Below are 22,905 nucleotides of genomic sequence, written 5' to 3'. Positions count from 1 at the left end.
TCCCGGTGTCAGTCGCCTTCACCGAACTTGTCTGAGACAAGGTTGGTGATCGCAGCCAGAAGTTCCTCAGCTTGAGGGCCACGTGTCTCGACGTCAATAAATGTTCCAATGGAAGCTGCCAACATCAAAAGGCCCATGATGCTGTCGCCGCCTGTGTTTTCGCCGTCTTTGCTGACGGTTGCGTCTGCGTCAAAGCTCTCGACAACTTCGACCAGTTTGGCCGACGCGCGGGCGTGCAACCCTTTGATATTCTGGATCTCCAGCCGGGTAGTTGTCATTGGGGCAATCCACCATTGTGGCTGTTGATGTATTTATGTGCTGCTACAATCGCGGCCTCAACCGCGTCAGGCACACTGCCTCCGCGCGACTTTGCCAATTTGATCAGCATGGGCAAATTGGCTCCATAAAGGATGCGGCGGTTGTCAGGGCTGCAAGCCCGCAAAGACAGATTTGTGGGTGAACCGCCAAACATATCCGTAACAATTACCACGCCATCACCCATATCCACGGCGTCAGCTGCATCACAAATCTCGGACTGTTTGACCGCACGGTCATCCTCGGGACCGATGGCAATACTGACCATACCGGGCTGGGGTCCAACCACATGTTCGACGGCCGCATGGTATTCCTGCGCCAACCCCCCATGTGCCACGATCACGATACCGATCAAACCGTCTGTCCCTTGTCGCCCAGAACGCCACGGCGTTCCAATTCCCGATGTCGTTTAGACACATGCCAGCCGTCCTGCGCAAGGGTTTGCGCTATGCGCTCAACCATCATCACCGAACGGTGTTGCCCTCCGGTACAGCCAAAGCCGATAGACAGATGCGCCTTACCCTCGTCCTTATGGGCGGGAAGCAGCAAGTCAATCAACGACTTGAGCTGCGAAAAGAAGGCGTCAAATCGTGGATCCGCAGCCACATATGCCGCCACATCCCGGTTGCGCCCGTCCAATTTGCGCAATTCTTCGTCCCAATGCGGATTACGCAGAAAACGGCAGTCCATCACGATGTCCAACCCCTGCGGCAGGCCGCGCTTATAGGAGAACGAATGAAACGTCACACCAAGCTGCCCACCCTCCGGCGTGCCGAACCAACGGTCGATCTCGGCCTTGAGGTCATGTGGTGACAACCCTGACGTATCAACCAACACATCGGCACGTGCCCGAATGGGAACAAGCATGTCCTTCTCTGCCGCGATGCCGGCCAGCGGTGGACCCGCAGGTGCCAAAGGATGCCTGCGGCGTGTCTCGGAATATCGGCGCACTAGATCTTCGTCGCCCGCATCAAGATAGAGAACCTGCGAGGCATTGCCGTGCTGGCCTGCCAATTGGTCGATAATCTCGATCAGGGCGGTCGTGCTGAAATCGCGATTGCGTACGTCGAGCCCCAAGGCCAGTGGGCGGCTCGGTGGCGGGCCATCCAGTAATCGCGGCAAGAGTGACAAGGGCAAGTTGTCGATCACCTCATAGCCCAGATCTTCAAGCGCATTGATCGCTGTGGACCGGCCCGCCCCAGACGGCCCGGTCACCAGCAGGACGGTCGCCGCCCGCTGTGTCGGATCTGGATTTGGGTCTGTCATCGGTCGCTCCAACCGCCTTTGAGTGTTTGCAGTACTGCTGCGGCAAAGAGTGGGCCTTCGCCTCCCAAGATCAAGGGGATATCACATCCCAAGAGCGTGATAACGCGACGTTGTGGCAATCGCTCCTCTGCGATGCTGTCCAGATCAACCACAAGTTGGATCGAGGCTTGTTGGATATGCTCTGCGTTCAGAATGCCGATACCCCGCGCCTCAATCAGGCCCGCAATCGTAGGGGGGCAACTTGCCGTCAGTGTGCCATCTGTCGCCGTGAGCGTAACACGATCATCTGCCACAAGCGTGCAACCTAGCCCCAGAAGCTGCAACCCAAGCGCAGATTTACCCGCCCCAGATTGTCCGGTGATCAAAACGGCCCGTCCATCCCATGCGACGCTGGTTGCATGCACGATCTGCGGCGCGGTCATACCCTAGACCGGCAGACCAACCACAAAGCGTGCGCCAAGTGGTTCTGAGGTCGGATCGGCATCTGTGGGACGAATGTTCTCTGCCCAGATCACGCCACCATGCGCCTCGACAATTTGCTTGGAAATCGCAAGACCAAGGCCAGAGTTATTGCCGAACTGCCCTTCGGGACGCTCGGAATAGAAGCGTTGGAACACCTTCGTCAACGCATCGTTGGGGATACCGGGGCCGGTATCCTCGACAACAACCAACACACGGTTCTCGCGGCGGCGCGCCCAGACACGGATCGCATCACCCTTCTCGCAGAAGGAAATCGCGTTGGTGATCAAATTGACAAAGACCTGCGCCACGCGGCCCTCAAGCCCCTGTGTCATGATCGGTTCTGACGGCAGATCCGACACAAAGTCGACACCACGCATTTTGGCCTCCTTGGATAGGAATTCGACAATGTTGCCGATCATATTGATCAGATCAAAGGCTTCTTCCTCCTCCTTGACCAATTCACTGTCCAGGCGGGACGCGTTTGAGATATCACTCACCAAACGGTCAAGACGCTTTACGTCATGTTCAATGACTTCCAGCAAACGCTCGCGCTGGTCATCACGCTTGGCCACACGCATGGTGCCTACGGCAGAGCGCAATGAAGCAAGCGGGTTCTTGATTTCATGCGAAACGTCCGCGGCAAACTGTTCGTTGCCCTCGATCCGTTCAACAAGGGCCGCAACCATACCCCGCAAGGCGCCAGACAGACGGCCAATCTCATCAGGCCGACCGGTCAGATCAGGGATGCGCACCTGCCCCGGCGACATCTTGCGGGCATTTTTTTCCTGACTGGCCTCGGCCGCCGTGGCAAGCTGCGCCAGCGGGTTCGCAATTGTTGAAGCCAGAACAAGGCTCAGACCGACACTGACAAGCACACCCACAAAGAAGAGGCGCAAGTATTGTTCACGCTCGCGGCGCACAAGACTGTCGACCTCACCGGCAGCGGTCGTCACAGCGATAACGCCGATGGCGACATCATTGCGCATGATTGGCGTGGTGACCACGAAACTGGTCGCACCTTCAATGTCCGAGGCTTCCAAGTGGGTGCCGTTCTCAATCGCATCGCGGACATTCTGTTGCGACAACTGAATCAGGGCCTCTTCCTGCGTCAGTGGCTCACTTCCGAATGAGAAAAGATTGATCAACCCCTGCCAGACGGTCACCAGCAGGTCGGTGACAAAGGTCCCTCCGGTCTGAAGGCCGAGTTCTTCGATTTCCCGGGCATTCAATTGACCTGTCTCGCGGGCGACAAGCGTTGTGTCGGGGGCAAAGACGGATACCTCGACACCGCCCCGCAAGTTCATCCCTGACAAGGTTGCAGCGGGGTTGATGCCATCAGCCGTGACCAGATTGACCGGAGCAATCGACGGCAGCTGTGCCTCAAAGACGTTTGCAATCAGCTGCGCTTCGTTGACCAGACCCTTGGCACGTTGATAGGCAAGACTGTCGCGCGACGGGCTAAGGTAAAGAACACCTGCGATCAGCAAAATCAATGCAATCAAGTTGAAAGTGACGATCTTGCGGGCAATGGGCGACCGGCGCAGCGCCCAAAGGCGACCGCCCGGCACACTGCGTTCGTCAAGGTCATCGTCGGCAAAATGCGGCGCAACCCAGTCGTCGCCCAATACCAGATCAGGCGTGCGGGCTGCATCGCGCACAGACTGCAGATCACGCACGTCAATTTTGGGAGCGGCACTCATGCCTTACTCTTCGTTGTAGCGATACCCGATGCCGTAGAGGGTCTCGATCGCGGAGAACTCATTGTCCGTGTTACGCATCTTTTTGCGCAGCCGTTTGATGTGGCTGTCGATCGTGCGATCGTCCACGTAAACTTGGTCATCATAGGCCACATCCATCAACTGATCCCGGCTTTTGACAAAGCCGGGTCGCTGGGCAAGCGCCTGCAACAACAAGAATTCGGTTACCGTCAGGGATACGTCTTTCCCTTTCCACTTTACCGCGTGACGGAGGGGATCCATCACCAACTCACCGCGGGCCATAACTTTGGTATCCTCGGTCTCTTCAATCTCTTCACCTGCAATCGCATCCTGCCTACGCAACAGGGCGCGAATCCGCTCGACTAGTAGACGCTGTGAAAAAGGCTTTTTTACGTAATCATCTGCGCCCATGCGCAAACCAAGCACTTCGTCGATCTCATCGTCCTTGGACGTCAAGAAAATAACGGGCATCGCGGTCTTCTGGCGTAGGCGCTGCAAAAGATCCATGCCATCCATCCGTGGCATTTTGATGTCCAAAACAGCCATATCGGGCATCCGTTTGTTGAATGCATCCAACGCGGATTGACCATCATTATATGTCTCGACCTCGAAACCTTCTGCCTCAAGCGTCATGGACACGGAGGTAAGGATATTCCTGTCATCATCGACAAGTGCAATTCTGGACATGAACTGGACCCCTTAATAAATTTCTGCTCGCTCTTAACAGGCGTTAGAACAGAGTGTTGTTCCTTTTATCTAAACGAATCAACCATTAAGTCAAAACTAGCCACAAAAGCGCCCCAATTGGATCATTTTTGCCAGAGCGCCGAATTCGTGAACAAGAATCCAAGAATGTTATTCCGAAGATTGCGCTAACATCGAAATGGTTGCGCTAACGGCTGCAATCCGGGCTATCGGCTCTTGAAACCTTGGTGCTATGCAAGGCCATCGCAAGCCCATTCTGGCTATATCAAAAGGAGCGAACTAATGGACCATGGCACGGTCAACCCGTCGATGAAACTTGAAGATCAAGGCATCACAGGGCTGGGCTACGTCTATTATAACCGCTCTGAAGCCGAATTGCAGGATGCGGCCGTTGCCGCGGCCGAAGGCGTGACCGGCAAAGGTGGCGTTTTCCTCGTCTCAACGGGCAAACACACAGGCCGTTCACCGAAAGACAAGTTCGTCGTCAAGACCGCTGGTGTCGAAGACATGATCTGGTGGGAAAATAATCCCCCGATGGAACCCACCAAGTTTGATGCGCTTTACGCCGACATGCTGACGCATATGAAAGGCGGCACTTACAATGTGCAGGATCTTTTCGGCGGCGCAGATCCCGCCCACCGCCTTGATGTACGTGTTGTAACCGAACTGGCATGGCACGGGCTTTTCATCCGGCACCTGTTGCGCCGCCCTGACGCGTCCGAGCTTGACAGCTTTACCCCGGATTTCACCATCATCAACTGCCCGACCTTCAAGGCAGAACCAGCAAAACACGGCTGCCGCTCTGAAACAGTGATCGCGCTGAACTTTGAGAAAAAGCTGATTCTGATCGGCGGCACGGAATACGCAGGCGAGAACAAGAAATCTGTTTTCACCCTGCTGAACTATCTGCTGCCCGAAAAGGGCATCATGCCGATGCACTGCTCGGCCAACCATGCACCGGGCAATCCTGTTGATACGGCTGTTTTCTTTGGCCTGTCCGGCACGGGCAAAACGACATTGTCGGCTGACCCCACCCGCGTGCTGATCGGCGATGATGAACACGGTTGGTCCGATCGCGGCACCTTCAACTTTGAAGGCGGGTGCTATGCCAAGACGATCGGTCTTGACCCCGAAGCAGAGCCCGAGATTTACGCGACCTGTTCGATGCCACATACGGTCATCGAAAACATGGTCTTTGATCCTGAGACGCATGAGCTGGATTTCGAAGACGACAGTTTGACCGCGAACATGCGCTGTGCCTATCCGCTCGGCTACATCTCCAATGCATCTGACAGCGCATTGGGTGGCCATCCCAAGAACATCATCATGCTGACCTGTGATGCTTTTGGCGTGCTGCCCCCCATCGCTCGGCTGACCCCTGCGCAGGCGATGTATCATTTCCTATCAGGTTTCACGTCTAAGGTTGCCGGCACCGAACGCGGTGTAACTGAACCTGAACCCACCTTCAGCACCTGTTTTGGCGCGCCCTTCATGCCGCGCAGGCCCGAGGTTTACGGCAACCTGCTCCGCTCCAAGATTGCAAGCCACGGGGCAACTTGTTGGCTGGTGAACACCGGCTGGACCGGTGGCGCTTATGGGACAGGCTCACGGATGCCGATCAAGGCGACGCGGGCGCTTTTGTCTGCGGCATTGGATGGCACATTGATCGAAGGCACGTTCCGCAAGGACCCGCAGTTCGGGTTTGAGGTGCCGGTTTCGGTTGATGGTGTGGATGATGCCCTGCTTAATCCGCGTGACACATGGGCCGACAAGGCCGGTTATGATGCACAAGCCGGGAAACTGGTCACGATGTTCTCGGATAACTTCGAGAAATATGTGCCCTTCATTGACGACGATGTGAAGGCAGCGGCTATCGGCTGAGGCATGTAAGGTGGATCTAGATCCACCTTACCTTTTCCACAGTCCTGCGAACAGGTATCGTTGGCGCATGCTGCGATACCTGCTTCTTTTCCTGATGCCCGTCAGCGCTTTCGCCGAAGCGGAAACTTCTGAAACCATCGCCTCTGTCGAGGCGGGTTTGATCTGCCCGCCAGCGGGTATGGCGACCTCGCCCGCGCCGGGAACCTTGGCAGGCACAACCCATATCATCGCAGAAGAACCCCCGTTTGCAGCGCTGACACAAACCGTTCCCGCCGTTTTGGGGCTTGGATTTGGAATAAAGAGCCAGTCAACCGATATCGATGGCCTGTCTGACGTGCTGATGGTCGTGGAACATCCGCCTATGGGGTCCACACAGACCACGCAGCAAAGCTTTTTCACCAATATCAGCGGCATTGGGCCGTCACTGACCTTTTATCAGTTTGATCATAACTACGAGCTCGTGCTTGGCACCTGGAAAATGATCGCCTTTCATGGGGATGAAGTGCTGTTCTCCACGCAGTTCGAGGTTGTGCATCCAAGATCGCTGCCAGAACTGGCACAGCTCTGTCACTACCGCGACCTTCTGTCCTAACCCATGATGCCCCGGCGGATCAGATTGGTCCCCGCAATGATCAGAACCCAAAGGGTAATTTTGCGGAACCGTTCCTGATCAAACCGAGCCCCCCAACGAAAGCCCAGCCACATACCCAAAAGCGACGGCAACACCAATGCGGCGGAAAACCCCCAAGTCTGCGCGTTCAGAATGCCCGACTGCACATGTCCAACCAACAGCATGACAGACCCAAGCCCGTAGATCACACCCTGCACCGACATTTGCTGTTCGCGCGGGGTCCGTAAGGCCAGCAGGTACAGCACCGTGGGCGGGCCCCATGTGCCCGACAAACCGCCCAGCGTGCCCGCAAGCGCACCTGCAATCCACTCAAACGGTGTGCGCATCGCAGGCGGAATGAGCGGGCGCCATCCGATCAACTGAATCGCACAAAGCCCCACAACCGAGACGCCAAGCACGATGAACATCGTATCGGTCGGAATGCTTCGCACGAATTGCGCCGCAACAAGGATCATAATGCAGACAACAAGCACATAGCGCCAATGTTCACTCAATGCTGCCCGCGCATGACCAAGCCCCGCCCGCCCCACCTGCACCCCATTGGCAATCACGATAGGTATCACGAGCCCGGCAACAACCAGTTCCGGCGGGATCAGAATGCCCATCCCTGAAATCATGATCAGTGGCATGGCAAAGCCAACGGCCCCTTTGACAAAGCCGCCACAAAGCGTCACCGCGCAAGCAAAGACGAAGATCGCGGGTGTGATGATCAGCGGAAACTCGGGCATATCTTGTCTTACGTCATTCATCTGCACATGCCAGCGCGAATTCACATACGACATTTTAGTGCGTCGCAGCGTAACTTCATGAATAATTATTGCGCTGCACGTGCAAACAGATTATCTCTGCGACTGCAAATTGAAGGACTCGGAAAAATGCCGCATGATGGTCAGGATATGACGATGAAAAATGCCCCCATTCTGACTGATCTGCTAGCGCAGACCGCAGCAGCGCTCCCCGCAGTTGATGACATTCTGACCCGTGCCAAGGACGCAGTGCGCGCCACGGTGACGGATGGCGACCGTATCTCTGGCAAACTGCTCGAAGAAAACCAGACGGCGGCTCACGGGCTGGCTTGGTTGGCCACATATGCCCAATCGCTGCACCAGATGCAGGGCTGGGCCGAACGGCTACAGGCCGACGGCAAATTTGGTGAAGTCGAACAGCTGATCCATCAGATTGCTTTTGGTGAATACCTTTGGCAGATTTACGGCGGCATCCCGATGAGTCAGGGTGAAATCATGCGCCTGCAGGACATCGGCCTAACTCAGGACGACATGCGCGGTATGATGTTGCCTGCTGTCATGACACTGACCCAATCAGGTAACACCCAGGCCGCGCGGATGCGGCTGGTGGACCTCATGCAAGAGCAATCAGCCAACATCACTGTGGGTGCCTCGGGCCTCGATGATGAGTTGGAGATGATCCGCGAACAGTTCCGCCGTTTCAGCATTGAGCGGGTGGAACCTGACGCACACGATTGGCACCTCAAAGACGAGTTGATCCCGCTTGAGATCATCGACGAGATGGCCGAAATGGGTGTCTTTGGCCTGACCATCCCCGAAGAATACGGCGGCTTTGGCCTGTCCAAGGCGTCGATGTGCGTGGTGTCCGAAGAACTGTCGCGTGGCTACATCGGTGTCGGCTCGCTTGGCACACGGTCCGAGATTGCAGCAGAGCTGATCCTATGCGGTGGGACGGAAGAGCAGAAACAACAATGGCTCCCTGGCCTTGCATCCGCTGAAATCCTACCCACGGCAGTTTTCACCGAACCCAACACTGGATCCGACCTTGGCTCGCTGCGCACCCGCGCTGTCAGGAAAGGCGACGATTGGGAAGTGACAGGCAACAAGACCTGGATCACCCACGCCAGTCGCACCCACATGATGACATTGCTTGCACGTACGGAATCCGAGACGACAGACTATCGCGGCCTCTCCATGTTCCTCGCCGAAAAGACGCCTGGCACCGATGACAACCCATTCCCTACTCCCGGCATGACCGGCGGTGAGATTGAAGTTCTCGGTTATCGCGGCATGAAAGAGTATGAGCTGGCCTTTGATGGCTTTGCCGTAAAGGGCGAAAACCTGCTGGGCGGCGAGACTGGCAAAGGCTTTAAGCAGTTGATGCAGACGTTTGAGAGCGCGCGCATCCAGACTGCCGCCCGCGCCGTTGGCGTCGCTCAATCAGCGCTCGACGTTGGCATGCAATACGCAAACGACCGCAAGCAATTCGGCAAGCCCCTGATCAACTTCCCTCGTGTCGCGGGCAAGTTGGCCATGATGGCGGTCGAAATCATGGTGGCGCGTCAGCTGACTTATTTCAGCGCCCATGAAAAAGATAACGACCGTCGCTGCGACCTTGAGGCTGGCATGGCCAAACTGCTTGGTGCACGGATCGCTTGGGCCTGTGCAGACAACGCTCTGCAAATCCACGGCGGCAACGGGTTTGCGCTGGAATACAAGGTCAGCCGGATCCTATGTGATGCGCGCATTCTGAACATCTTTGAAGGGGCGGCTGAAATTCAAGCACAGGTCATCGCACGACGTCTTCTGGATTAAGTTGCCTTTGGGCGGCACCCTGCTAAGTCACCCTCAAGAGCAGTTGCAGGAGCGCCCAGATGTCGAAGACCGTCCTATTGACCGGAGCCTCCGGCTTCATAGCGAAGCATATCGCGCTGCAACTGCTTGAAGCGGGGCACCACGTCCGTGGTACGGTCAGGGATTTGTCGCGCGGGGCCGAGGTGCTAGATGCGGTGCGCCCGCATCTGAGCAACCCCGAAGACCTTGAAACCCGGCTGACATTCGCAGCGCTTGATCTGACATCTGACGACGGCTGGGATGCGGCCATGACAGGCGTTGATGTGCTGATGCACACCGCATCGCCCTTCCCAATGGTCCAACCCAAAAACGAAGATGACCTGATCCGCCCCGCCGTTGACGGCGCGCTGCGCGCCTTGCGCGCGGCCCATCAAGCAGGGATCAAACGTGTGGTGCTGACATCATCCACAGCGGCGATCAGCGGGTCAGAATTGCCTCCCGGCGATCACGCCTTTGACGAAACCAACTGGACCGACCCAACCGATCCGACGACCTCTGCCTATACAAGGTCCAAGACATTGGCAGAGCAGGCGGCCTGGGACTTTGTCCGCGATGAGGCGCCCGGCATGGCGTTGACAACCGTCAACCCCGGTTTCGTGCTCGGCGCGCCGCTTGACGCCAATTATGGAACGTCCATCGCGGTGATTGCGCGCATTCTGCGCGGAAAAGACCCAATGCTGCCCGATATCGGTTTTTCGACAGTTGATGTGCTGGATGTGGCCGAGATGCATGTCACGGCGATCGACAGGCCAGACACCGTGGGTCGGCGGATCATGGTTGTTGACCGCTTCATGTCGTTTCAAGACCTCGCACAGGCGATCAAAACCGCCTACCCTGACCGCAAGATCGTCACCCGGATTGCGCCCGATTTCCTTATCAAACTCTTGGGTATCTTTGATCCGGCGGTCAAATCGATCATTCCCGCGCTGGGGCGGGTGGACAAGTCCGACAATGCCCGCGCCATGGCAATCTTTGGACGCGGGATGCGGCGCGCACCACAAGCGGCGGTAGCTTCTGCCGCTTATCTGATCGACAACAATCTGGCCTGATGTCAGTTGGCGCGCGCAATGGCATCAATCAACCGCGCCCGTGCGCCGGGCATTGGTTTATCGCCAAGCCCCCTAACCAGACGATGTTCGATAAAATAACCCGTCGTGCCCAGTGCTTTGACAATTTCCGCGTTCGAAGCATCGCCTTTGCCTGCTAGAACCTCTGGCAAGGACAGCATCCTGTCAGCCCATTCGCCTGCGGCTTCACGGCTTACCGCGCGGCCGGATTTGGGCGATACATAGATCAGGTTTTCATTCACGCCGCGCACAGCACAGGCGGACAGATCAAGGCCAAATCCCATTTCCTCAAGCAAGGCCTGCTCCCACCGCAGATAGGCCAACGGCCAGACATCGGATTGGCCTAGCAAATCCAGCAGGGCCACAGTGCGCTCATATAGCGGCAAATGCGGTTCACGTTCTGGCAAAACAAAGGCAAGCAAACTGCATACGGCATTCAGCCCAGCCAGCGCCAACCTGTCACCCATCGCCGCCGCCGCGCGACTACGAACCGGCTCTACGGTGAAACTACCCAGATGATTATCCAACCGCGCCTTCCACGCCACGGACAACTGCGCCCCCGGTTGCAGAATTGGTGCAACCTTGCGGCTGGTTCCGCCTCGCACGACGCCGGCATGACGGCCATGGGACGCGCTGAACACCTCGATGATCACCGAAGTTTCACCAAAGGGGCGGCTGGCCAATAGCGCTGCATCATCGCGCCATTCAATCATTTGCCCCCTCCCTCTTCATCATGCCCAAGAACGCCCACCGGGGGGCACAATGTCAATCAAGCCCCGGTTCATCCAACAAATGACGGCCCTGCCTGTCTTCAACCTCGATCACCCACAGATCCGGGTCAAAGCTGCATTGTTTGGTGATTGAGGCATCCACTGTAGCCTCTTCGCCATCAACCAGAACCATCCATTTGCGTTCACCGGTCATCAGATCAAAACTGCGCTGATAACAACAGGCCTGCCCATTCAATGTGTTCAGCTTGATCAGCACAGCCCCCGCCGTGCCATCGCCGCGTTGCACCACAAAGGCCGGGATTTCGATCAGGCGTAGCCGGGTCAGATAGGCTGAAACCCAAATTTCAGCCGTCAGCTTCAAGCGTTACCATCTTTGAAATCAAGGCCCATTTCCGAATACCGTTCGGATTCTTCCAGCCAATTCGGGCGCACTTTGACCTTCACGAACAGATGCACGCGGCGGCCCAGGAAGTCTTCCAGCTCAAGGCGTGACGCTTGGCTGATCGCCTTGACCGTTTCACCACCCTTGCCCAGCACAATGCCTTTGTGCCCGTCACGGGCGACATAGATCAGCTGATCAATGCGGGCGGACCCATCATCGCGCTCTTCCCAATTCTCTGTCTCGACGGTCAGTTCATAAGGCAGTTCCTGATGCAGGCGCAGCGTCAGCTTTTCACGTGTCATCTCGGCGGCGATCATCCGCATGGGTAGGTCGGCAATCTGATCCTCTGGGTACAGATACGGGCCCTGCGGCACCTGACTGACCAACCAATCGCGTAACGCATCACAGCCATGGCCGCGCTCAGCAGAGATCATAAAGGTCTCGGCAAAGGGATAAGCGTCATTCATTTGTTTTGTCAGCGCCAGCAGAACCTCGGATTTGACCTTGTCGATCTTGTTGATCGCCAGCGCGACGGGCGACTTACCAGCACGTTCGCTGAGGCTTTCCAGAATGGCCTTCACCCCATCCGTGACCCCGCGGTGCGCTTCGATCATCAGCACAACCACATCTGCATCCGCAGCCCCGCCCCACGCGGCAGCAACCATCGCCCGATCCAAGCGGCGGCGTGGTTTGAACAGGCCGGGTGTGTCGACAAAGATCAACTGCGCATTCTCGGCCATGGCCACACCGCGAATACGCGCGCGTGTGGTCTGCACCTTGTGGGTCACAATTGACACTTTCGCGCCAACCATGCGGTTCAGCAGCGTGGACTTTCCGGCGTTGGGTTCACCGATCAGTGCAACAAAGCCAGCTTTGGTTGGGGTATCAGTCATTGATCGACTTTCTTCAAAAGGGCGGCAGCGGCGGCCTGTTCGGCATGGCGCTTGGAACCGGCGGTTGCCTTTTCGGACGGTCCCGATGACAGGCGCACCTCAATGGTAAACACCGGTTGGTGGTCGGGTCCAGTGCGGGCCACTTCGATGTATTGCGGTGGCACCTCGCCACGGGCCTGCGCCCATTCCTGCAAGGACGTCTTGGCGTCACGGGCATCTTCGGCCACGTTGTGGATGCGATCCCCCCAAAGGGTCAGGATCACCTTGCGCGCAGCCTCAAAACCGCCGTCCTGATAGACCGCAGCAATCACCGCCTCCATCGCATCGGCCAACAAGGCCTCTTTACGACGCCCGCCTGATTTCATCTCGGATCGGCCGAGCTTTAGCACCGCACCTAGATCAATCTGGCGGGCGACATCGGCGCAGGCTTCGCGGCGGACCAATGCATTGTAACGTGGGGCGAGCAGCCCTTCGGGCGCATTTGGGTCGGCTTTCAATAGCGCCTCTGCCATCACAAGGCCCAGCACCCTGTCGCCTAGAAATTCCAGCCGCTGATTGTCATCGCGATGAGCACTGACAATCGACGAATGTGTCACGGCGCGGATCAGAAATTCGGGCTTGGCAAAGCCGTAGCCCACCCTGCCCGCAAAGGCATTCAGTTCAGCGGAGAGCTTCAATCGAGCGCCTTAAAGAAACGGTCGCTGCGCCATGTCCAGAAGGCAAACATGGAGCGGCCAGCAGATGAGAACATCACCCGATCTGCGCGGCCAACGATATCCTTACGTTCAACAAAGCCAACACCTCGGTTAGCCTGCAAAAAGCGGCTATCGACAGAGTTGTCGCGGTTATCGCCCATAAAGAAGAACTGCCCTTCAGGCACTGTAAAGACGCCGGTGTTATCCCCCGGACGGTCACCGACATTCAGGATGGCGTGGCTGACACCATTGGGCAATGTTTCGATGAACCGTTCTTTCTGACAAATGCTGCCGGGGCCGACAGGGCCGTTCGAACAGCTGGGCGTGTTGCCCAAGGGCCCCTGACGTTCCCAAACTTCGTCGAATGTGCCGACGGGTGCGACCTGAACCGGTGCATCATTGATATAAAGCAACCCGTCCTGCATCTGGATACGATCGCCCGGCACGCCAATCAGACGCTTGATAAAGTCGCGCCCATCAACCGGGTGACGGAAGACGACGATATCGCCACGTTCTGGGTCAGCGCCAAAAAACCGCTCTTCGCGGTCTTCGATAAAGCCGCAGAAATCGTCGGCGCCGATATCGACGCCCAAGCGCGCAATGCGGATCGAGGGGCAAGAGGCATAGGAATACCCGTAAGCCATCTTGTTCACGAAAAGGAAATCGCCAATGAGCAGCGTGTCCTTCATAGAACCCGAGGGAATCCAGAACGGCTGAAACAACACTGTGCGAAAAATGCCCGCGATGACCAGTGCCCAGAACACAGTCTTCACTGTCTCGACTAGCCAGGCGATTACCCCTGTGTCTTCGGCTTTTTCGGCCATTGCCCGATCCTTCGCTCTTGGTTTGAGGCTACATGAGGGCGCGCGCCTGCCCTGTCAAGCGATGGGGCGCGCCTCGATCACCACAAACGCCTGTGCCCAAGGGTGATCGTCGGTCAAAGTCACATGAATGATGGCCTCGTGCCCTGCGGGCGTCATCTGATCCAGCCGGTCTTTGGCCCAGCCGGTGACAACCATCACCGGTTGGCCCGTGCGTAGATTGGACACGGCCATATCTTTCCATGAGATGCCCATACGCAGTCCCGTGCCCAGAGCCTTTGAACAGGCTTCCTTCGCGGCCCAGCGCTTGGCGTAGGTGCCCGCAACATCTTTGCGCCGCTCTGCCTTGCCTTGCTCAACCTCCGTAAAAACGCGATCACGAAAGCGGTCGCCGAAGCGGTCAAGCGTGCCCTGAATGCGGTCGATATTGGCAAGGTCAGTGCCGACGCCCAGAATCATAGATTGTCCGCCGAAATGACCGCCACGATATCACCGGTCTGCTGGTTGAGGGTGATATTGAGAAAGCGGCGCGGCGTCGCGCCTGTTTCGGGGTCATAGACCGACGCGACAATTTCGAACATCAGCCCGACGGCGGGGTCATAGGCAGCGGTCAGCGTGTCAAAATTCAATCCGGCAAAGCCAATATTCTCTGCCGCACCAATGACACGGCACTGGCGTCCCCCCATCACATCGCGAGGTGGAGAGATGATCATCAGATAGGCAAAACCAACCGCCGGTTCGATAGTATCAAGGTTCACAACACGGACCTCGCCATTGGCAAAGGTGCGCATGTTTTCTTCCCAAGGCTCAACGATATTGCGCGCAGAGGCTTGCCAATGGCACGGCATAACCTCTTGGGCGGTGGCGGGTGTGGCGAGGCTCAGAAAGGCTGCTGTGATCAGGCGCAAGGGAACGGTTTACCAAAGTGATTTCAAACGTTGCCGGACGATAGCGCCGCAAGGGTCAGCGCACAATGGACAACGCCTAGACGGATTTCTGTGCAACCAGATCAAGATCTATAACCGTGATGCCTTTGACACCGCCGTTGCACATCTCAACCAGACGTTGGCCCATCGCCTTGTGACCGGGGTCAACAATGTACTGACGCGATGTATCTTCATCTGCAAAGTGGCAAATGAACCCGTAAGCGTGGGCTTTTGACATGCCTTCAAAATCCCGGTTGGGACCGTGTTCAAATTTGGTGAAGCCCGGAATGGTCTGAATCAAATCCTCAATCCCAAGCATAATGTTGAAGAGCTCTTCTTCATCGTAATTCTTTGGTAAATCGAGCAAAACAACATGCTTAATCATGACCGCGCTTTCTCCATGATACGGCGCATTTCAGCAATAGCGGGGGTTAGGCCCCGGAAAATGGCTTCGCCAATAATAAAATGCCCGATATTGAGTTCCTGCACCTGAGGCAGTGCTGCAACCGGGCTGACGCAATCATAGGTTAGGCCATGACCAGCATGCACCTCTAGCCCAAGATCATCGGCAAAGGCCGCCATATCGGTCAGTTTGCGCAATTCTTCGTCACGCGCATCGAACCGCCCTTCGGCGTGCGCGTCGCAATAGGCGCCCGTGTGCAGTTCAATGACCTCAGCCCCGATCCGGTGGGCCGCTTCGATCTGTCGTTGGTCGGCGGCTATGAAGATCGACACGCGACACCCGGCCTCGCGCAGCGGTGCGATATAGTGGGCCAGTTGATTTTCCTCACGCGCGACCTCTAACCCGCCTTCGGTTGTGCGTTCTTCGCGTTTTTCCGGGACAATGCAGACCGCATGCGGTTTGTGGCGCAGGGCGATCTTTTGCATCTCTTCAGTGGCTGCCATCTCAAAGTTCAGGGGGCCATTCAACGCGGCCATCAACCCTTCGATATCCGCATCAGAGATATGGCGGCGATCCTCGCGCAAATGCGCTGTGATGCCGTCAGCGCCCGCCTCTTCTGCCATGACAGCCGCGCGGACGGGATCAGGCACTGCACCGCCACGTGCGTTTCGCACCGTCGCGACATGGTCAATGTTCACACCGAGGCGGAGGGCTTTGGTCATGGTAGATTTCCTTTGGCGTTAGTGCCCGTCATTATCCGCAGGTGACGTCTTTTTGCCGAGTTGGTCAAGTTTGGCGAGCAAGACTTTTTTGCGCCGTCTTTGGTAGGCGCTGATCACTGGCACGGTGAGATAGTAGATAACGGTCGCTGTGATCAGGCCGGGCACAATGCCCCCGATCAAATAGGGAAAGAAAACATCATCATAGAACACCCGCAGCCCGTGCCAGTTGATCCGGGCCGATGTGAAAACGGCAGTCAGGTTATTCCAGACATCGGCACCCGCATCGGTAAATTTTTCACCCAGGCGCTGATTCCGCGCAGGCGGTATGCCCAGAAACCATGACCCCAAGTTGATCGAGGCATATCCGATCGGTGGAAACGTCAGCGGGTTCCCAAAGAACGTAGCCATCAGAGCCGCTAGAATATTGCCCCGCATGAGCCGCGCAATGATCGCTGCAAAAACAAAATGTAGGCCAAACAGCGGGGTGAAACACACAAAGACACCCGCCCAGATACCGCGTCCGATCTTTTGCGGGGTGTCTGGCAGACGGCGCACACGGTGCTTTACATATTCAAACGCGCGGGCCCAGCCACCACGGGGATAGAAGAAATCCAGCACGATCTGCCAGACCGCACGTCTATCCCTACGTTTGAAAACCAAAACAACTCATCCTTCCCGGCGGTCCACACCCGCCCCCATCGAGGCCAACCCCGGATCACGGTGCCGCGCAATCGACGACACATTACTTTCTGCTTCGACTGCGGTCTGAACACGGTGCAAATGTTCCGCGTCACGCAAATCGACGTCAATTAGCAATCTAAAATAGTCTGGTTTCCGGTCAATGAACCTCAGATCAGATATATTGGCATTCTGCTCGCCAATTAAGGTGCAAATACGCCCTAAAACGCCAGAATCATTGGCAATTGTGACGTCAAATGTGACGGTGTTCACAGCACCGTGTGTGCCTTCCTGCCATTGCAGATCAATCCAGCGTTCGGGCTGTTCCTCATAATCGGCCAAGGCCTCGCAATCGATGGCATGCACGACAACGCCTTGCCCACGGAATGTGATGCCCAGAATACGCTCTCCGGGTACAGGCTGGCAGCAGAAACCACGGCTTTGGACCTGATCGGGCGACAGGCCAACAACCGCGCGCCCCTGTTCGATCTCGTCGCCGTGTTTGTGTTCCAGTTCTGGATAGATCGCACCAACCACAGTGCGCCCGGTCACCTCGGCACTACCCAATCGCGCGAGCAATTCCTCTACGCTTTCAATCGCAAGAGCTTTGGCCGCTGTGCCCAGCGCCTTGTCGGTGCTTTTCTTACCGACATTTTCAAAGGCAACCCGTGCCAATTCTCGACCCAAACGCACGAAACGCTCGCGATCTTCTTCGCGCAGAGACCTGCGAATGGCCGTCTTGGCCCGGCCCGTGACAGCAATGTCGATCCATGTGGCCTGCGGGGTTTGCCCTTCGGCGGTAATCACCTCAACCGATTGCCCGTTTTTAAGTCGTGTCCAAAGCGGCACCCGCAGCCCATCAACCTTGGCCCCAACACAGGCGGATCCGATCCGTGTGTGAATGGCATAAGCAAAATCAATTGGTGTGGCACCGCGCGGCAATTTGATCACGTCACCCTTGGGAGTGAAACAGAACACCTGATCCTGATACATCTCCAGTTTGACCGCTTCGAGGAATTCATCGTGGTCCTGATCATCGTCCAGCCGTTCTGTCAGCGACGCGATCCAATGCACCGGATCCACGGCAAAGCGGTTCTCGACCCGCTCGCCATTCTTATAGGACCAATGTGCCGCAACGCCGGTTTCGGCGACTTCGTGCATTTCGCGGGTCCTGATCTGGACCTCAACCTGTTTGCCGTCACGGCCTGATACGGTGGCGTGGATCGACCGATAGCCGTTGGATTTCGGTTGGCTAATGTAATCCTTGAAGCGCCCCGGCACCGCCCGCCAGCGCTGGTGGATGGCCCCCAACACGCGGTAGCAATCCGCCTCGGTTGCGACAATCACACGGAAACCATAGATATCGGACAGGCGGCTGAACCCCTGATCCTTTTCCTGCATCTTGCGCCAGATCGAATAGGGCTTCTTGGCGCGCCCATCAACGTCGGCCTGAATGCCAGCCTTTTCCATCTCTAACCGCATATCGGTGGTGATCTTTTGCACCACGTCGCCTGTTTCACGCTGCAAGGTGATAAATCGGCGGATGATCGAGTTGCGGCCTTCGGGGTTGAGCACGCGGAAGGACAGATCCTCAAGCTCTTCACGCATCCACTGCATACCCATACGGCCTGCCAGCGGCGCAAAGATGTCCATGGTTTCGCGGGCTTTCTGCGCCTGCTTTTCCGGGCGCATGGATTTGATGGTGCGCATATTGTGCAGACGGTCAGCCAATTTCACCAGCGTCACCCGCAAATCGCGCGAGGTCGCCATGAACAGCTTGCGAAAGTTTTCGGCCTGTTTGGTCTGGGTAGAGTTCAGTTGCAGATTGGTCAGCTTGGTGACGCCATCCACCAGTTCGGCAATCTCGCGGCTGAACCGCTTTTCAACGATGGCAAATGAGGCTTTGGTATCCTCAATCGTGTCATGCAGCAGGGCGGTGATGATCGTGCCATCGTCCATCTGCTGTTCGGCCAGAATGCCGGCCACCGCAACCGGGTGGGTGAAATAAGGCTCGCCCGAATGACGGAATTGCCCCTCGTGCATTTCAGCACCAAAGGCATAGGCATCGCGCAGCAACGCTTGATTTGAATTGGGGTTATAGGTGCGGACCAGTGCGATCAGATCATCTGCAGTCGTCATCTGGTCCGCGCCCTATCTGGAAGGGTCAGTGACCCTTAGCGCTGCCCTTGCGCATCCATCAGCGCACGCAGCAGTTTCTCTTCCGACATATCGTCTTCGGCAGGTTTGTCAGTCTCGGCACCCATGAGCAGAGACATGCTGTCTTCTTCCGGCTCATCAACCTCGATCTGAGTCTGGTTCGCTTCGATCATGCGCTCACGCAGATCATCGGCCTGCTGGGTTTCCTCAGCGATTTCACGCAGGGATACGACAGGGTTTTTGTCATTGTCGCGGGCAACAGTGATTGCCGCACCGGCCGATACTTCACGGGCACGATGGGCCGCAAGCATCACAAGCTCAAACCGGTTGGGAACTTTATCGACGCAATCTTCTACGGTGACGCGGGCCATTGGCTGCACTCCAGTCAATCAAAAGGGACTTTGCAAGCTGGTTACCTAGAGGCTTCGCTGAGGATTGACAAGGGGTACGAAGCGGCAATCTTGTTGTTTTTTAAGGGTGATGCAGCGCGGATCAACCTGGCAGACGAACCACCTCGGCGCGCGCCTCTTCGGGCAAAGCCGCGCACATCTGGCGCACCGATTGCCCGAGTACCGGATGGCGCCAATCAGGGGCCACATCCAACAAGGGAACAAGAACAAACGCACGATCCTGCACGCGCGGATGCGGCAAGATCAGGTCCTGTGGTGTCTGCTGCTGCTGTTGCAACAACGAAAGGCTGCGCCACTCTGCATGCGTATCGCCGTCAGGAAAGACCAGATCACCGGCCCCAATCAGATCAAGATCGAGCGTGCGCTGGCCCCAACGGGTTGTACGCTTGCGCCCTGCCTGCTCTTCGATACTGTGCAAATCCGCAAGGATGCTGTGTGGAGGTGAACACGTCTTGATCACTATCGCGGCATTGACAAAGTCGGGGCCAGACCCCGCAGGAAACGCCGGATTTTGATAAAAATGGCTGATTTTTGCAGGTTTGTCCGACAGTCGGGAAACAGCGTCACTGGCCTTTTGGACAGTTGCCGTAGCGTCACCCCAGACAGAGCTTTCGTTGCTGCCTAGGGCAATCAGCACTAATCGGCGTATTTGACGCATCGTAGTTACTTGCCTCGGTCATGAATTCGCTTACATAGTCTACATATCTTGCATGGATGAAAACACTCACGGACAGCAAGGCTACATTTGAAGGACGACCCATGTTTTATCGGGACGAGCGCTTGGCGCTCTTTATCGATGGATCAAACCTCTATGCTGCGGCAAAATCGCTCGGGTTTGACATCGACTACAAATTACTCCGCCAGGAGTTTATGCGGCGTGGCAAATTACTGCGCGCGTTCTATTACACTGCTCTTCTTGAAAATGATGAGTATTCACCAATCCGACCACTTGTGGATTGGCTGAATTACAACGGCTTCACCATGGTGACCAAGCCCGCCAAGGAATACACCGACAGCATGGGCCGCCGTAAGGTGAAAGGGAACATGGACATCGAACTTGCCGTCGATGCCATGGAACTAGCACCTCACGTTGATCACGTTGTGCTGTTCTCCGGCGATGGCGATTTCCGGCCATTGGTCGAAGCGCTGCAACGCAAGGGCGTGCGCGTTTCTGTGGTGTCGACGATTCGCAGTCAGCCACCGATGATCGCGGATGAACTGCGGCGCCAGGCTGACAACTTCATCGAGTTGGATGAATTGCGCGACGTCGTAGGCCGCCCCACACGCGAGCCGCGCGATGAACCGCGCGAACAGGAAATCACACAAGACGTGTGATGCCTTGCCTAGCGGGGCGCGCAACCGGCGCGCCCACTTCGCCGCAGCATCTGGTGCTGGACCTGCCCGCGTCAAAGCCTTACCTCTGGTGCAACCCCGGAGAATGCGATGCCCAAACCCCCGTTGACCCTTTATCTTGCCGCACCACGCGGGTTCTGCGCTGGTGTTGATCGCGCGATCAAGATCGTCGAGATGGCGCTTGATAAATGGGGCGCGCCGGTCTTTGTCCGCCACGAGATCGTTCACAACAAATTCGTCGTCGATAGCCTGCGCGACAAGGGCGCCGTCTTTGTCGAAGAGCTTGACGAATGCCCCGATGACCGCCCGGTGATCTTTTCCGCCCATGGCGTGCCGAAATCCGTGCCCGCCGCCGCGGCCAAGCGCGAGATGATCTACGTGGATGCCACCTGCCCCTTGGTCAGCAAGGTCCATATCGAGGCGCAACGCCACGCCGACAACGGCCTGCAAATGATCATGATTGGCCACGAAGGCCACCCAGAGACAGTCGGCACTATGGGCCAACTGCCTCAGGGAGAGGTCTTACTGGTTGAAACAGTTGAAGATGTGGCAAGGGTGAACGTGCGCGACCCCGAAAAGCTCGCCTTTGTCACCCAAACCACGCTGTCGGTTGATGATACTGCCGACATCGTCAAAGCCCTCTACGCCCGCTTCCAGGCCATCGTCGGCCCGCACAAAGAAGACATCTGCTACGCCACCACCAACCGCCAAGAAGCGGTCAAGGCGATGGCCCCGCTATGCGACGCCATGCTGGTGGTGGGCGCGCCCAATTCATCCAACTCCAAACGGCTGGTCGAGGTCGGTGCGCGCGCTGGCTGCAACTATGCGCAGCTGGTGCAGCGGGCGACAGATATCGACTGGCGCGCGCTGGAAGGGATCACATCAATGGGAATCACCGCAGGTGCATCGGCCCCAGAAGTGCTGATCGAGGAAGTGATCAACGCATTCACGGAACGCTACGACACCACCGTCGAAATGGTCGTGACAGCGGAAGAAAACGTAGAATTCAAAGTGCCGCGCGTTCTGCGAGAGCCAGCTTAACCCATGCATACGATCCCCCGCTCCGCCTTGATCCTCGGCCTTGCCGGTCTGATCCCCTTTCTTTGGGGGACGGCGACCGTGTTGTCGGTCGATCTGTCATCTTGGGGTCAAACCAATTTGGGCGCGCGGTTCATCGGACCCTATGTACAGTTGTTCTACGGAGCGGTGATCCTATCGTTCATGTCTGGCGTGCTGTGGGGGTTTGCCACCAAGGCGACAGGGCAAATGGCAACCGCAGGCTATGCGCTCTCTGTCATACCCGCACTCTGGGCGTTCTTCATGACCGGACGCGGGCCAACAACCGCGGCCATGAACCTGATCGTCGGATTTCTGGGATTGCTGTTGTTGGACTGGCATTTCTGGCGGCTGGGCCTTGCCCCGCCATGGTGGATGCACCTGCGTGGATTGCTCACAGCAATCGTGATCGTCTCTCTTTTGCCTCTGGTGTTCTGATGGCAGACGCAAAAACAATCGCAACTTACGACGCCAAAGCGGGCGAATATGCCGATCTTGTCGCCAGCGATCAGCCCGACAGCACATTGCAAAGCTTTATCGAGTTGATGCCTGCTGGCGCACATGTCCTTGATCTGGGCTGCGGGCCGGGAACCGCCTCAATGCACATGCAGAATGCCGGATTGCGCCCCGACCCCGTGGATGCCTCATCCGGGATGATCGCCATCGCAAAGGAGAAGTTCCATCTGGATGCACGGTTGGCAACATTCGACGACATCAGTGGGGAGGGCGTCTATGATGGGATTTGGGCCAACTTCAGCCTGTTGCATGCAGCCCCTGAAGATCTGCCGCGCTATTTCCAGACGCTTGCAACCGCGGCAAAACCGAACGGCATCTTTCATGTCGGCATGAAAACAGGCGACGGCATCGCCCGCGACGCGATCAACCGGCTTTACACCTATGTGACCGTCGATGCGCTGAAGACGCTCTTTACCGACGCAGGCTTTGACGTGATCTATGTCAAGGAAGGGCGCGAAGCTGGCTTGGCCGGGACCATTGACCCCTACGTGATCATGCGCGGAAAGAAGAACTGAAC

At 56.9% G+C, this 22,905-nt stretch carries 28 protein-coding genes; 8 read left to right on the top strand and 20 right to left on the bottom strand.

Annotation, left to right across the window (positions count from 1 at the left end; all coding sequences use genetic code 11):
• Positions 1-8: 8 nt before the first annotated feature.
• Genes DHN10_RS01700 through DHN10_RS01675 form a run of 6 tightly spaced genes read right to left on the bottom strand, consistent with a single transcriptional unit; the run spans position 9 to position 4,448 of the window.
• Positions 9-278 carry an HPr family phosphocarrier protein gene (locus DHN10_RS01700; protein WP_108813522.1) on the bottom strand — a complete coding sequence of 90 codons (270 nt, stop codon included), beginning with the start codon at positions 276-278 and terminating at the stop codon, positions 9-11.
• Positions 275-670, bottom strand: a complete 396-nt coding sequence (locus DHN10_RS01695) for a PTS sugar transporter subunit IIA (protein ID WP_108813521.1) — start codon at positions 668-670, stop codon at positions 275-277. Before DHN10_RS01695 ends, DHN10_RS01700 begins: the two co-directional genes overlap by 4 nt.
• A complete protein-coding gene (rapZ, locus tag DHN10_RS01690; RefSeq protein ID WP_108813520.1) occupies positions 667-1,581 on the bottom strand; it encodes an RNase adapter RapZ in 915 nt (304 codons plus the stop codon). Before rapZ ends, DHN10_RS01695 begins: the two co-directional genes overlap by 4 nt.
• Positions 1,578-2,003, bottom strand: coding sequence for an HPr kinase/phosphorylase (locus tag DHN10_RS01685; RefSeq protein WP_108813519.1), 426 nt, complete (start codon positions 2,001-2,003; stop codon positions 1,578-1,580). The genes rapZ and DHN10_RS01685 overlap by 4 nt, the downstream gene beginning before the upstream one ends.
• A gap of 3 nt (positions 2,004-2,006) precedes the next feature.
• A complete protein-coding gene (locus tag DHN10_RS01680; RefSeq protein ID WP_108813518.1) occupies positions 2,007-3,743 on the bottom strand; it encodes a sensor histidine kinase in 1,737 nt (578 codons plus the stop codon).
• A 3-nt stretch (positions 3,744-3,746) separates the two neighbouring features.
• Positions 3,747-4,448, bottom strand: a complete 702-nt coding sequence (locus DHN10_RS01675) for a response regulator transcription factor (RefSeq protein WP_108813517.1) — start codon at positions 4,446-4,448, stop codon at positions 3,747-3,749.
• Positions 4,449-4,748: 300 nt separating this feature from the next.
• Here DHN10_RS01675 and DHN10_RS01670 point away from each other — a divergent pair, with 300 nt between their 5' ends.
• Positions 4,749-6,347, top strand: a complete 1,599-nt coding sequence (locus tag DHN10_RS01670; protein ID WP_108813516.1) for a phosphoenolpyruvate carboxykinase — start codon at positions 4,749-4,751, stop codon at positions 6,345-6,347.
• A 67-nt stretch (positions 6,348-6,414) separates the two neighbouring features.
• Positions 6,415-6,939, top strand: coding sequence for a DUF3859 domain-containing protein (locus tag DHN10_RS01665; RefSeq protein WP_108813515.1), 525 nt, complete (start codon positions 6,415-6,417; stop codon positions 6,937-6,939).
• On the opposite strand, the gene DHN10_RS01660 is transcribed toward DHN10_RS01665, so the two are convergent.
• Positions 6,936-7,760 carry a sulfite exporter TauE/SafE family protein gene (locus tag DHN10_RS01660; RefSeq protein ID WP_234416950.1) on the bottom strand — a complete coding sequence of 275 codons (825 nt, stop codon included), beginning with the start codon at positions 7,758-7,760 and terminating at the stop codon, positions 6,936-6,938. The two genes, DHN10_RS01665 and DHN10_RS01660, sit on opposite strands and share 4 nt — an antisense overlap.
• A gap of 93 nt (positions 7,761-7,853) precedes the next feature.
• On the opposite strand from DHN10_RS01660, the gene DHN10_RS01655 reads away from it, so the two are divergent.
• Positions 7,854-9,539 (top strand): acyl-CoA dehydrogenase family protein, encoded by a 1,686-nt coding sequence (locus tag DHN10_RS01655; protein ID WP_108813514.1) that lies wholly within the window; start codon positions 7,854-7,856, stop codon positions 9,537-9,539.
• Between the two features lie 59 nt (positions 9,540-9,598).
• Positions 9,599-10,627, top strand: coding sequence for an SDR family oxidoreductase (locus tag DHN10_RS01650; RefSeq protein WP_108813513.1), 1,029 nt, complete (start codon positions 9,599-9,601; stop codon positions 10,625-10,627).
• Positions 10,628-10,629: 2 nt separating this feature from the next.
• On the opposite strand, the gene recO is transcribed toward DHN10_RS01650, so the two are convergent.
• The 13 genes from recO to folK all read right to left on the bottom strand — a co-directional run bounded on the left by recO (position 10,630) and on the right by folK (position 20,121).
• Entirely contained in the window at positions 10,630-11,358 is a 729-nt protein-coding gene (gene recO, locus DHN10_RS01645; RefSeq protein WP_108813512.1) for a DNA repair protein RecO, read from the bottom strand.
• Positions 11,359-11,410: 52 nt separating this feature from the next.
• Positions 11,411-11,737, bottom strand: coding sequence for a DUF1491 family protein (locus DHN10_RS01640; RefSeq protein WP_108813511.1), 327 nt, complete (start codon positions 11,735-11,737; stop codon positions 11,411-11,413).
• Positions 11,734-12,651: a GTPase Era gene (gene era, locus DHN10_RS01635; protein WP_108813510.1), complete on the bottom strand. Its 918-nt coding sequence runs from the start codon at positions 12,649-12,651 to the stop codon at positions 11,734-11,736. Before era ends, DHN10_RS01640 begins: the two co-directional genes overlap by 4 nt.
• Positions 12,648-13,328, bottom strand: coding sequence for a ribonuclease III (gene rnc / locus DHN10_RS01630; protein ID WP_108813509.1), 681 nt, complete (start codon positions 13,326-13,328; stop codon positions 12,648-12,650). The genes era and rnc overlap by 4 nt, the downstream gene beginning before the upstream one ends.
• Entirely contained in the window at positions 13,325-14,170 is an 846-nt protein-coding gene (gene lepB, locus DHN10_RS01625; RefSeq protein ID WP_108813508.1) for a signal peptidase I, read from the bottom strand. The genes rnc and lepB overlap by 4 nt, the downstream gene beginning before the upstream one ends.
• Before the next feature lie 54 nt (positions 14,171-14,224).
• A complete protein-coding gene (acpS, locus tag DHN10_RS01620; protein ID WP_108813507.1) occupies positions 14,225-14,626 on the bottom strand; it encodes a holo-ACP synthase in 402 nt (133 codons plus the stop codon).
• Entirely contained in the window at positions 14,623-15,075 is a 453-nt protein-coding gene (locus tag DHN10_RS01615) for a hypothetical protein (RefSeq protein ID WP_108813506.1), read from the bottom strand. The genes acpS and DHN10_RS01615 overlap by 4 nt, the downstream gene beginning before the upstream one ends.
• 76 nt (positions 15,076-15,151) lie before the next feature.
• Positions 15,152-15,478, bottom strand: a complete 327-nt coding sequence (locus tag DHN10_RS01610) for a Dabb family protein (RefSeq protein ID WP_108813505.1) — start codon at positions 15,476-15,478, stop codon at positions 15,152-15,154.
• Positions 15,475-16,218 carry a pyridoxine 5'-phosphate synthase gene (locus tag DHN10_RS01605; RefSeq protein WP_108813504.1) on the bottom strand — a complete coding sequence of 248 codons (744 nt, stop codon included), beginning with the start codon at positions 16,216-16,218 and terminating at the stop codon, positions 15,475-15,477. Before DHN10_RS01605 ends, DHN10_RS01610 begins: the two co-directional genes overlap by 4 nt.
• Positions 16,219-16,236: 18 nt before the next feature.
• Positions 16,237-16,878, bottom strand: coding sequence for a DUF2062 domain-containing protein (locus DHN10_RS01600; protein ID WP_108813503.1), 642 nt, complete (start codon positions 16,876-16,878; stop codon positions 16,237-16,239).
• Between the two features lie 6 nt (positions 16,879-16,884).
• A complete protein-coding gene (locus DHN10_RS01595) occupies positions 16,885-19,035 on the bottom strand; it encodes a RelA/SpoT family protein (RefSeq protein WP_108813502.1) in 2,151 nt (716 codons plus the stop codon).
• A 35-nt stretch (positions 19,036-19,070) separates the two neighbouring features.
• Positions 19,071-19,424 carry a DNA-directed RNA polymerase subunit omega gene (gene rpoZ, locus DHN10_RS01590; RefSeq protein WP_108813501.1) on the bottom strand — a complete coding sequence of 118 codons (354 nt, stop codon included), beginning with the start codon at positions 19,422-19,424 and terminating at the stop codon, positions 19,071-19,073.
• Between the two features lie 121 nt (positions 19,425-19,545).
• A complete protein-coding gene (gene folK / locus DHN10_RS01585; RefSeq protein ID WP_108813500.1) occupies positions 19,546-20,121 on the bottom strand; it encodes a 2-amino-4-hydroxy-6-hydroxymethyldihydropteridine diphosphokinase in 576 nt (191 codons plus the stop codon).
• Positions 20,122-20,222: 101 nt separating this feature from the next.
• On the opposite strand from folK, the gene DHN10_RS01580 reads away from it, so the two are divergent.
• From DHN10_RS01580 to DHN10_RS01565, 4 genes are all read left to right on the top strand, one after another.
• Positions 20,223-20,798, top strand: coding sequence for a LabA-like NYN domain-containing protein (locus DHN10_RS01580; RefSeq protein WP_108813499.1), 576 nt, complete (start codon positions 20,223-20,225; stop codon positions 20,796-20,798).
• Positions 20,799-20,906: 108 nt separating this feature from the next.
• Positions 20,907-21,857: a 4-hydroxy-3-methylbut-2-enyl diphosphate reductase gene (gene ispH / locus DHN10_RS01575; protein ID WP_108813498.1), complete on the top strand. Its 951-nt coding sequence runs from the start codon at positions 20,907-20,909 to the stop codon at positions 21,855-21,857.
• A 3-nt stretch (positions 21,858-21,860) separates the two neighbouring features.
• Positions 21,861-22,310 (top strand): DUF3429 domain-containing protein, encoded by a 450-nt coding sequence (locus tag DHN10_RS01570; RefSeq protein WP_108813497.1) that lies wholly within the window; start codon positions 21,861-21,863, stop codon positions 22,308-22,310.
• Entirely contained in the window at positions 22,310-22,903 is a 594-nt protein-coding gene (locus DHN10_RS01565) for a class I SAM-dependent DNA methyltransferase (RefSeq protein WP_108813496.1), read from the top strand. Before DHN10_RS01570 ends, DHN10_RS01565 begins: the two co-directional genes overlap by 1 nt.
• Positions 22,904-22,905: the final 2 nt, after the last annotated feature.

The organism is Loktanella sp. Alg231-35 (genome assembly GCF_900143545.1).
In the GTDB taxonomy this organism is placed as follows: domain Bacteria; phylum Pseudomonadota; class Alphaproteobacteria; order Rhodobacterales; family Rhodobacteraceae; genus Yoonia.
The sequence above is the reverse complement of the archived record's forward strand: the minus strand, read 5'-3'. Positions and strand labels throughout refer to the sequence as shown.

Excerpts from the sequence above, each read along its gene's own strand:
- DHN10_RS01655 (WP_108813514.1), top strand. The coding sequence starts at position 7,854 with ATGCCGCATGATGGTCAGGATATGACGATGAAAAATGCCCCCATTCTG.
- ispH (WP_108813498.1), top strand. The coding sequence starts at position 20,907 with ATGCCCAAACCCCCGTTGACCCTTTATCTTGCCGCACCACGCGGGTTC.
- DHN10_RS01660 (WP_234416950.1), bottom strand. The coding sequence starts at position 7,760 with ATGTCGTATGTGAATTCGCGCTGGCATGTGCAGATGAATGACGTAAGA.
- DHN10_RS01610 (WP_108813505.1), bottom strand. The coding sequence starts at position 15,478 with ATGATTAAGCATGTTGTTTTGCTCGATTTACCAAAGAATTACGATGAA.
- DHN10_RS01675 (WP_108813517.1), bottom strand. The coding sequence starts at position 4,448 with ATGTCCAGAATTGCACTTGTCGATGATGACAGGAATATCCTTACCTCC.
- DHN10_RS01680 (WP_108813518.1), bottom strand. The coding sequence starts at position 3,743 with ATGAGTGCCGCTCCCAAAATTGACGTGCGTGATCTGCAGTCTGTGCGC.
- era (WP_108813510.1), bottom strand. The coding sequence starts at position 12,651 with ATGACTGATACCCCAACCAAAGCTGGCTTTGTTGCACTGATCGGTGAA.
- rapZ (WP_108813520.1), bottom strand. The coding sequence starts at position 1,581 with ATGACAGACCCAAATCCAGATCCGACACAGCGGGCGGCGACCGTCCTG.
- folK (WP_108813500.1), bottom strand. The coding sequence starts at position 20,121 with ATGCGTCAAATACGCCGATTAGTGCTGATTGCCCTAGGCAGCAACGAA.
- DHN10_RS01605 (WP_108813504.1), bottom strand. The coding sequence starts at position 16,218 with ATGACCAAAGCCCTCCGCCTCGGTGTGAACATTGACCATGTCGCGACG.
- recO (WP_108813512.1), bottom strand. The coding sequence starts at position 11,358 with ATGATTGAATGGCGCGATGATGCAGCGCTATTGGCCAGCCGCCCCTTT.
- DHN10_RS01665 (WP_108813515.1), top strand. The coding sequence starts at position 6,415 with ATGCTGCGATACCTGCTTCTTTTCCTGATGCCCGTCAGCGCTTTCGCC.
- DHN10_RS01570 (WP_108813497.1), top strand. The coding sequence starts at position 21,861 with ATGCATACGATCCCCCGCTCCGCCTTGATCCTCGGCCTTGCCGGTCTG.
- lepB (WP_108813508.1), bottom strand. The coding sequence starts at position 14,170 with ATGGCCGAAAAAGCCGAAGACACAGGGGTAATCGCCTGGCTAGTCGAG.
- acpS (WP_108813507.1), bottom strand. The coding sequence starts at position 14,626 with ATGATTCTGGGCGTCGGCACTGACCTTGCCAATATCGACCGCATTCAG.
- DHN10_RS01595 (WP_108813502.1), bottom strand. The coding sequence starts at position 19,035 with ATGACGACTGCAGATGATCTGATCGCACTGGTCCGCACCTATAACCCC.
- DHN10_RS01565 (WP_108813496.1), top strand. The coding sequence starts at position 22,310 with ATGGCAGACGCAAAAACAATCGCAACTTACGACGCCAAAGCGGGCGAA.
- DHN10_RS01670 (WP_108813516.1), top strand. The coding sequence starts at position 4,749 with ATGGACCATGGCACGGTCAACCCGTCGATGAAACTTGAAGATCAAGGC.
- DHN10_RS01580 (WP_108813499.1), top strand. The coding sequence starts at position 20,223 with ATGTTTTATCGGGACGAGCGCTTGGCGCTCTTTATCGATGGATCAAAC.
- DHN10_RS01700 (WP_108813522.1), bottom strand. The coding sequence starts at position 278 with ATGACAACTACCCGGCTGGAGATCCAGAATATCAAAGGGTTGCACGCC.
- DHN10_RS01685 (WP_108813519.1), bottom strand. The coding sequence starts at position 2,003 with ATGACCGCGCCGCAGATCGTGCATGCAACCAGCGTCGCATGGGATGGA.
- DHN10_RS01650 (WP_108813513.1), top strand. The coding sequence starts at position 9,599 with ATGTCGAAGACCGTCCTATTGACCGGAGCCTCCGGCTTCATAGCGAAG.
- rpoZ (WP_108813501.1), bottom strand. The coding sequence starts at position 19,424 with ATGGCCCGCGTCACCGTAGAAGATTGCGTCGATAAAGTTCCCAACCGG.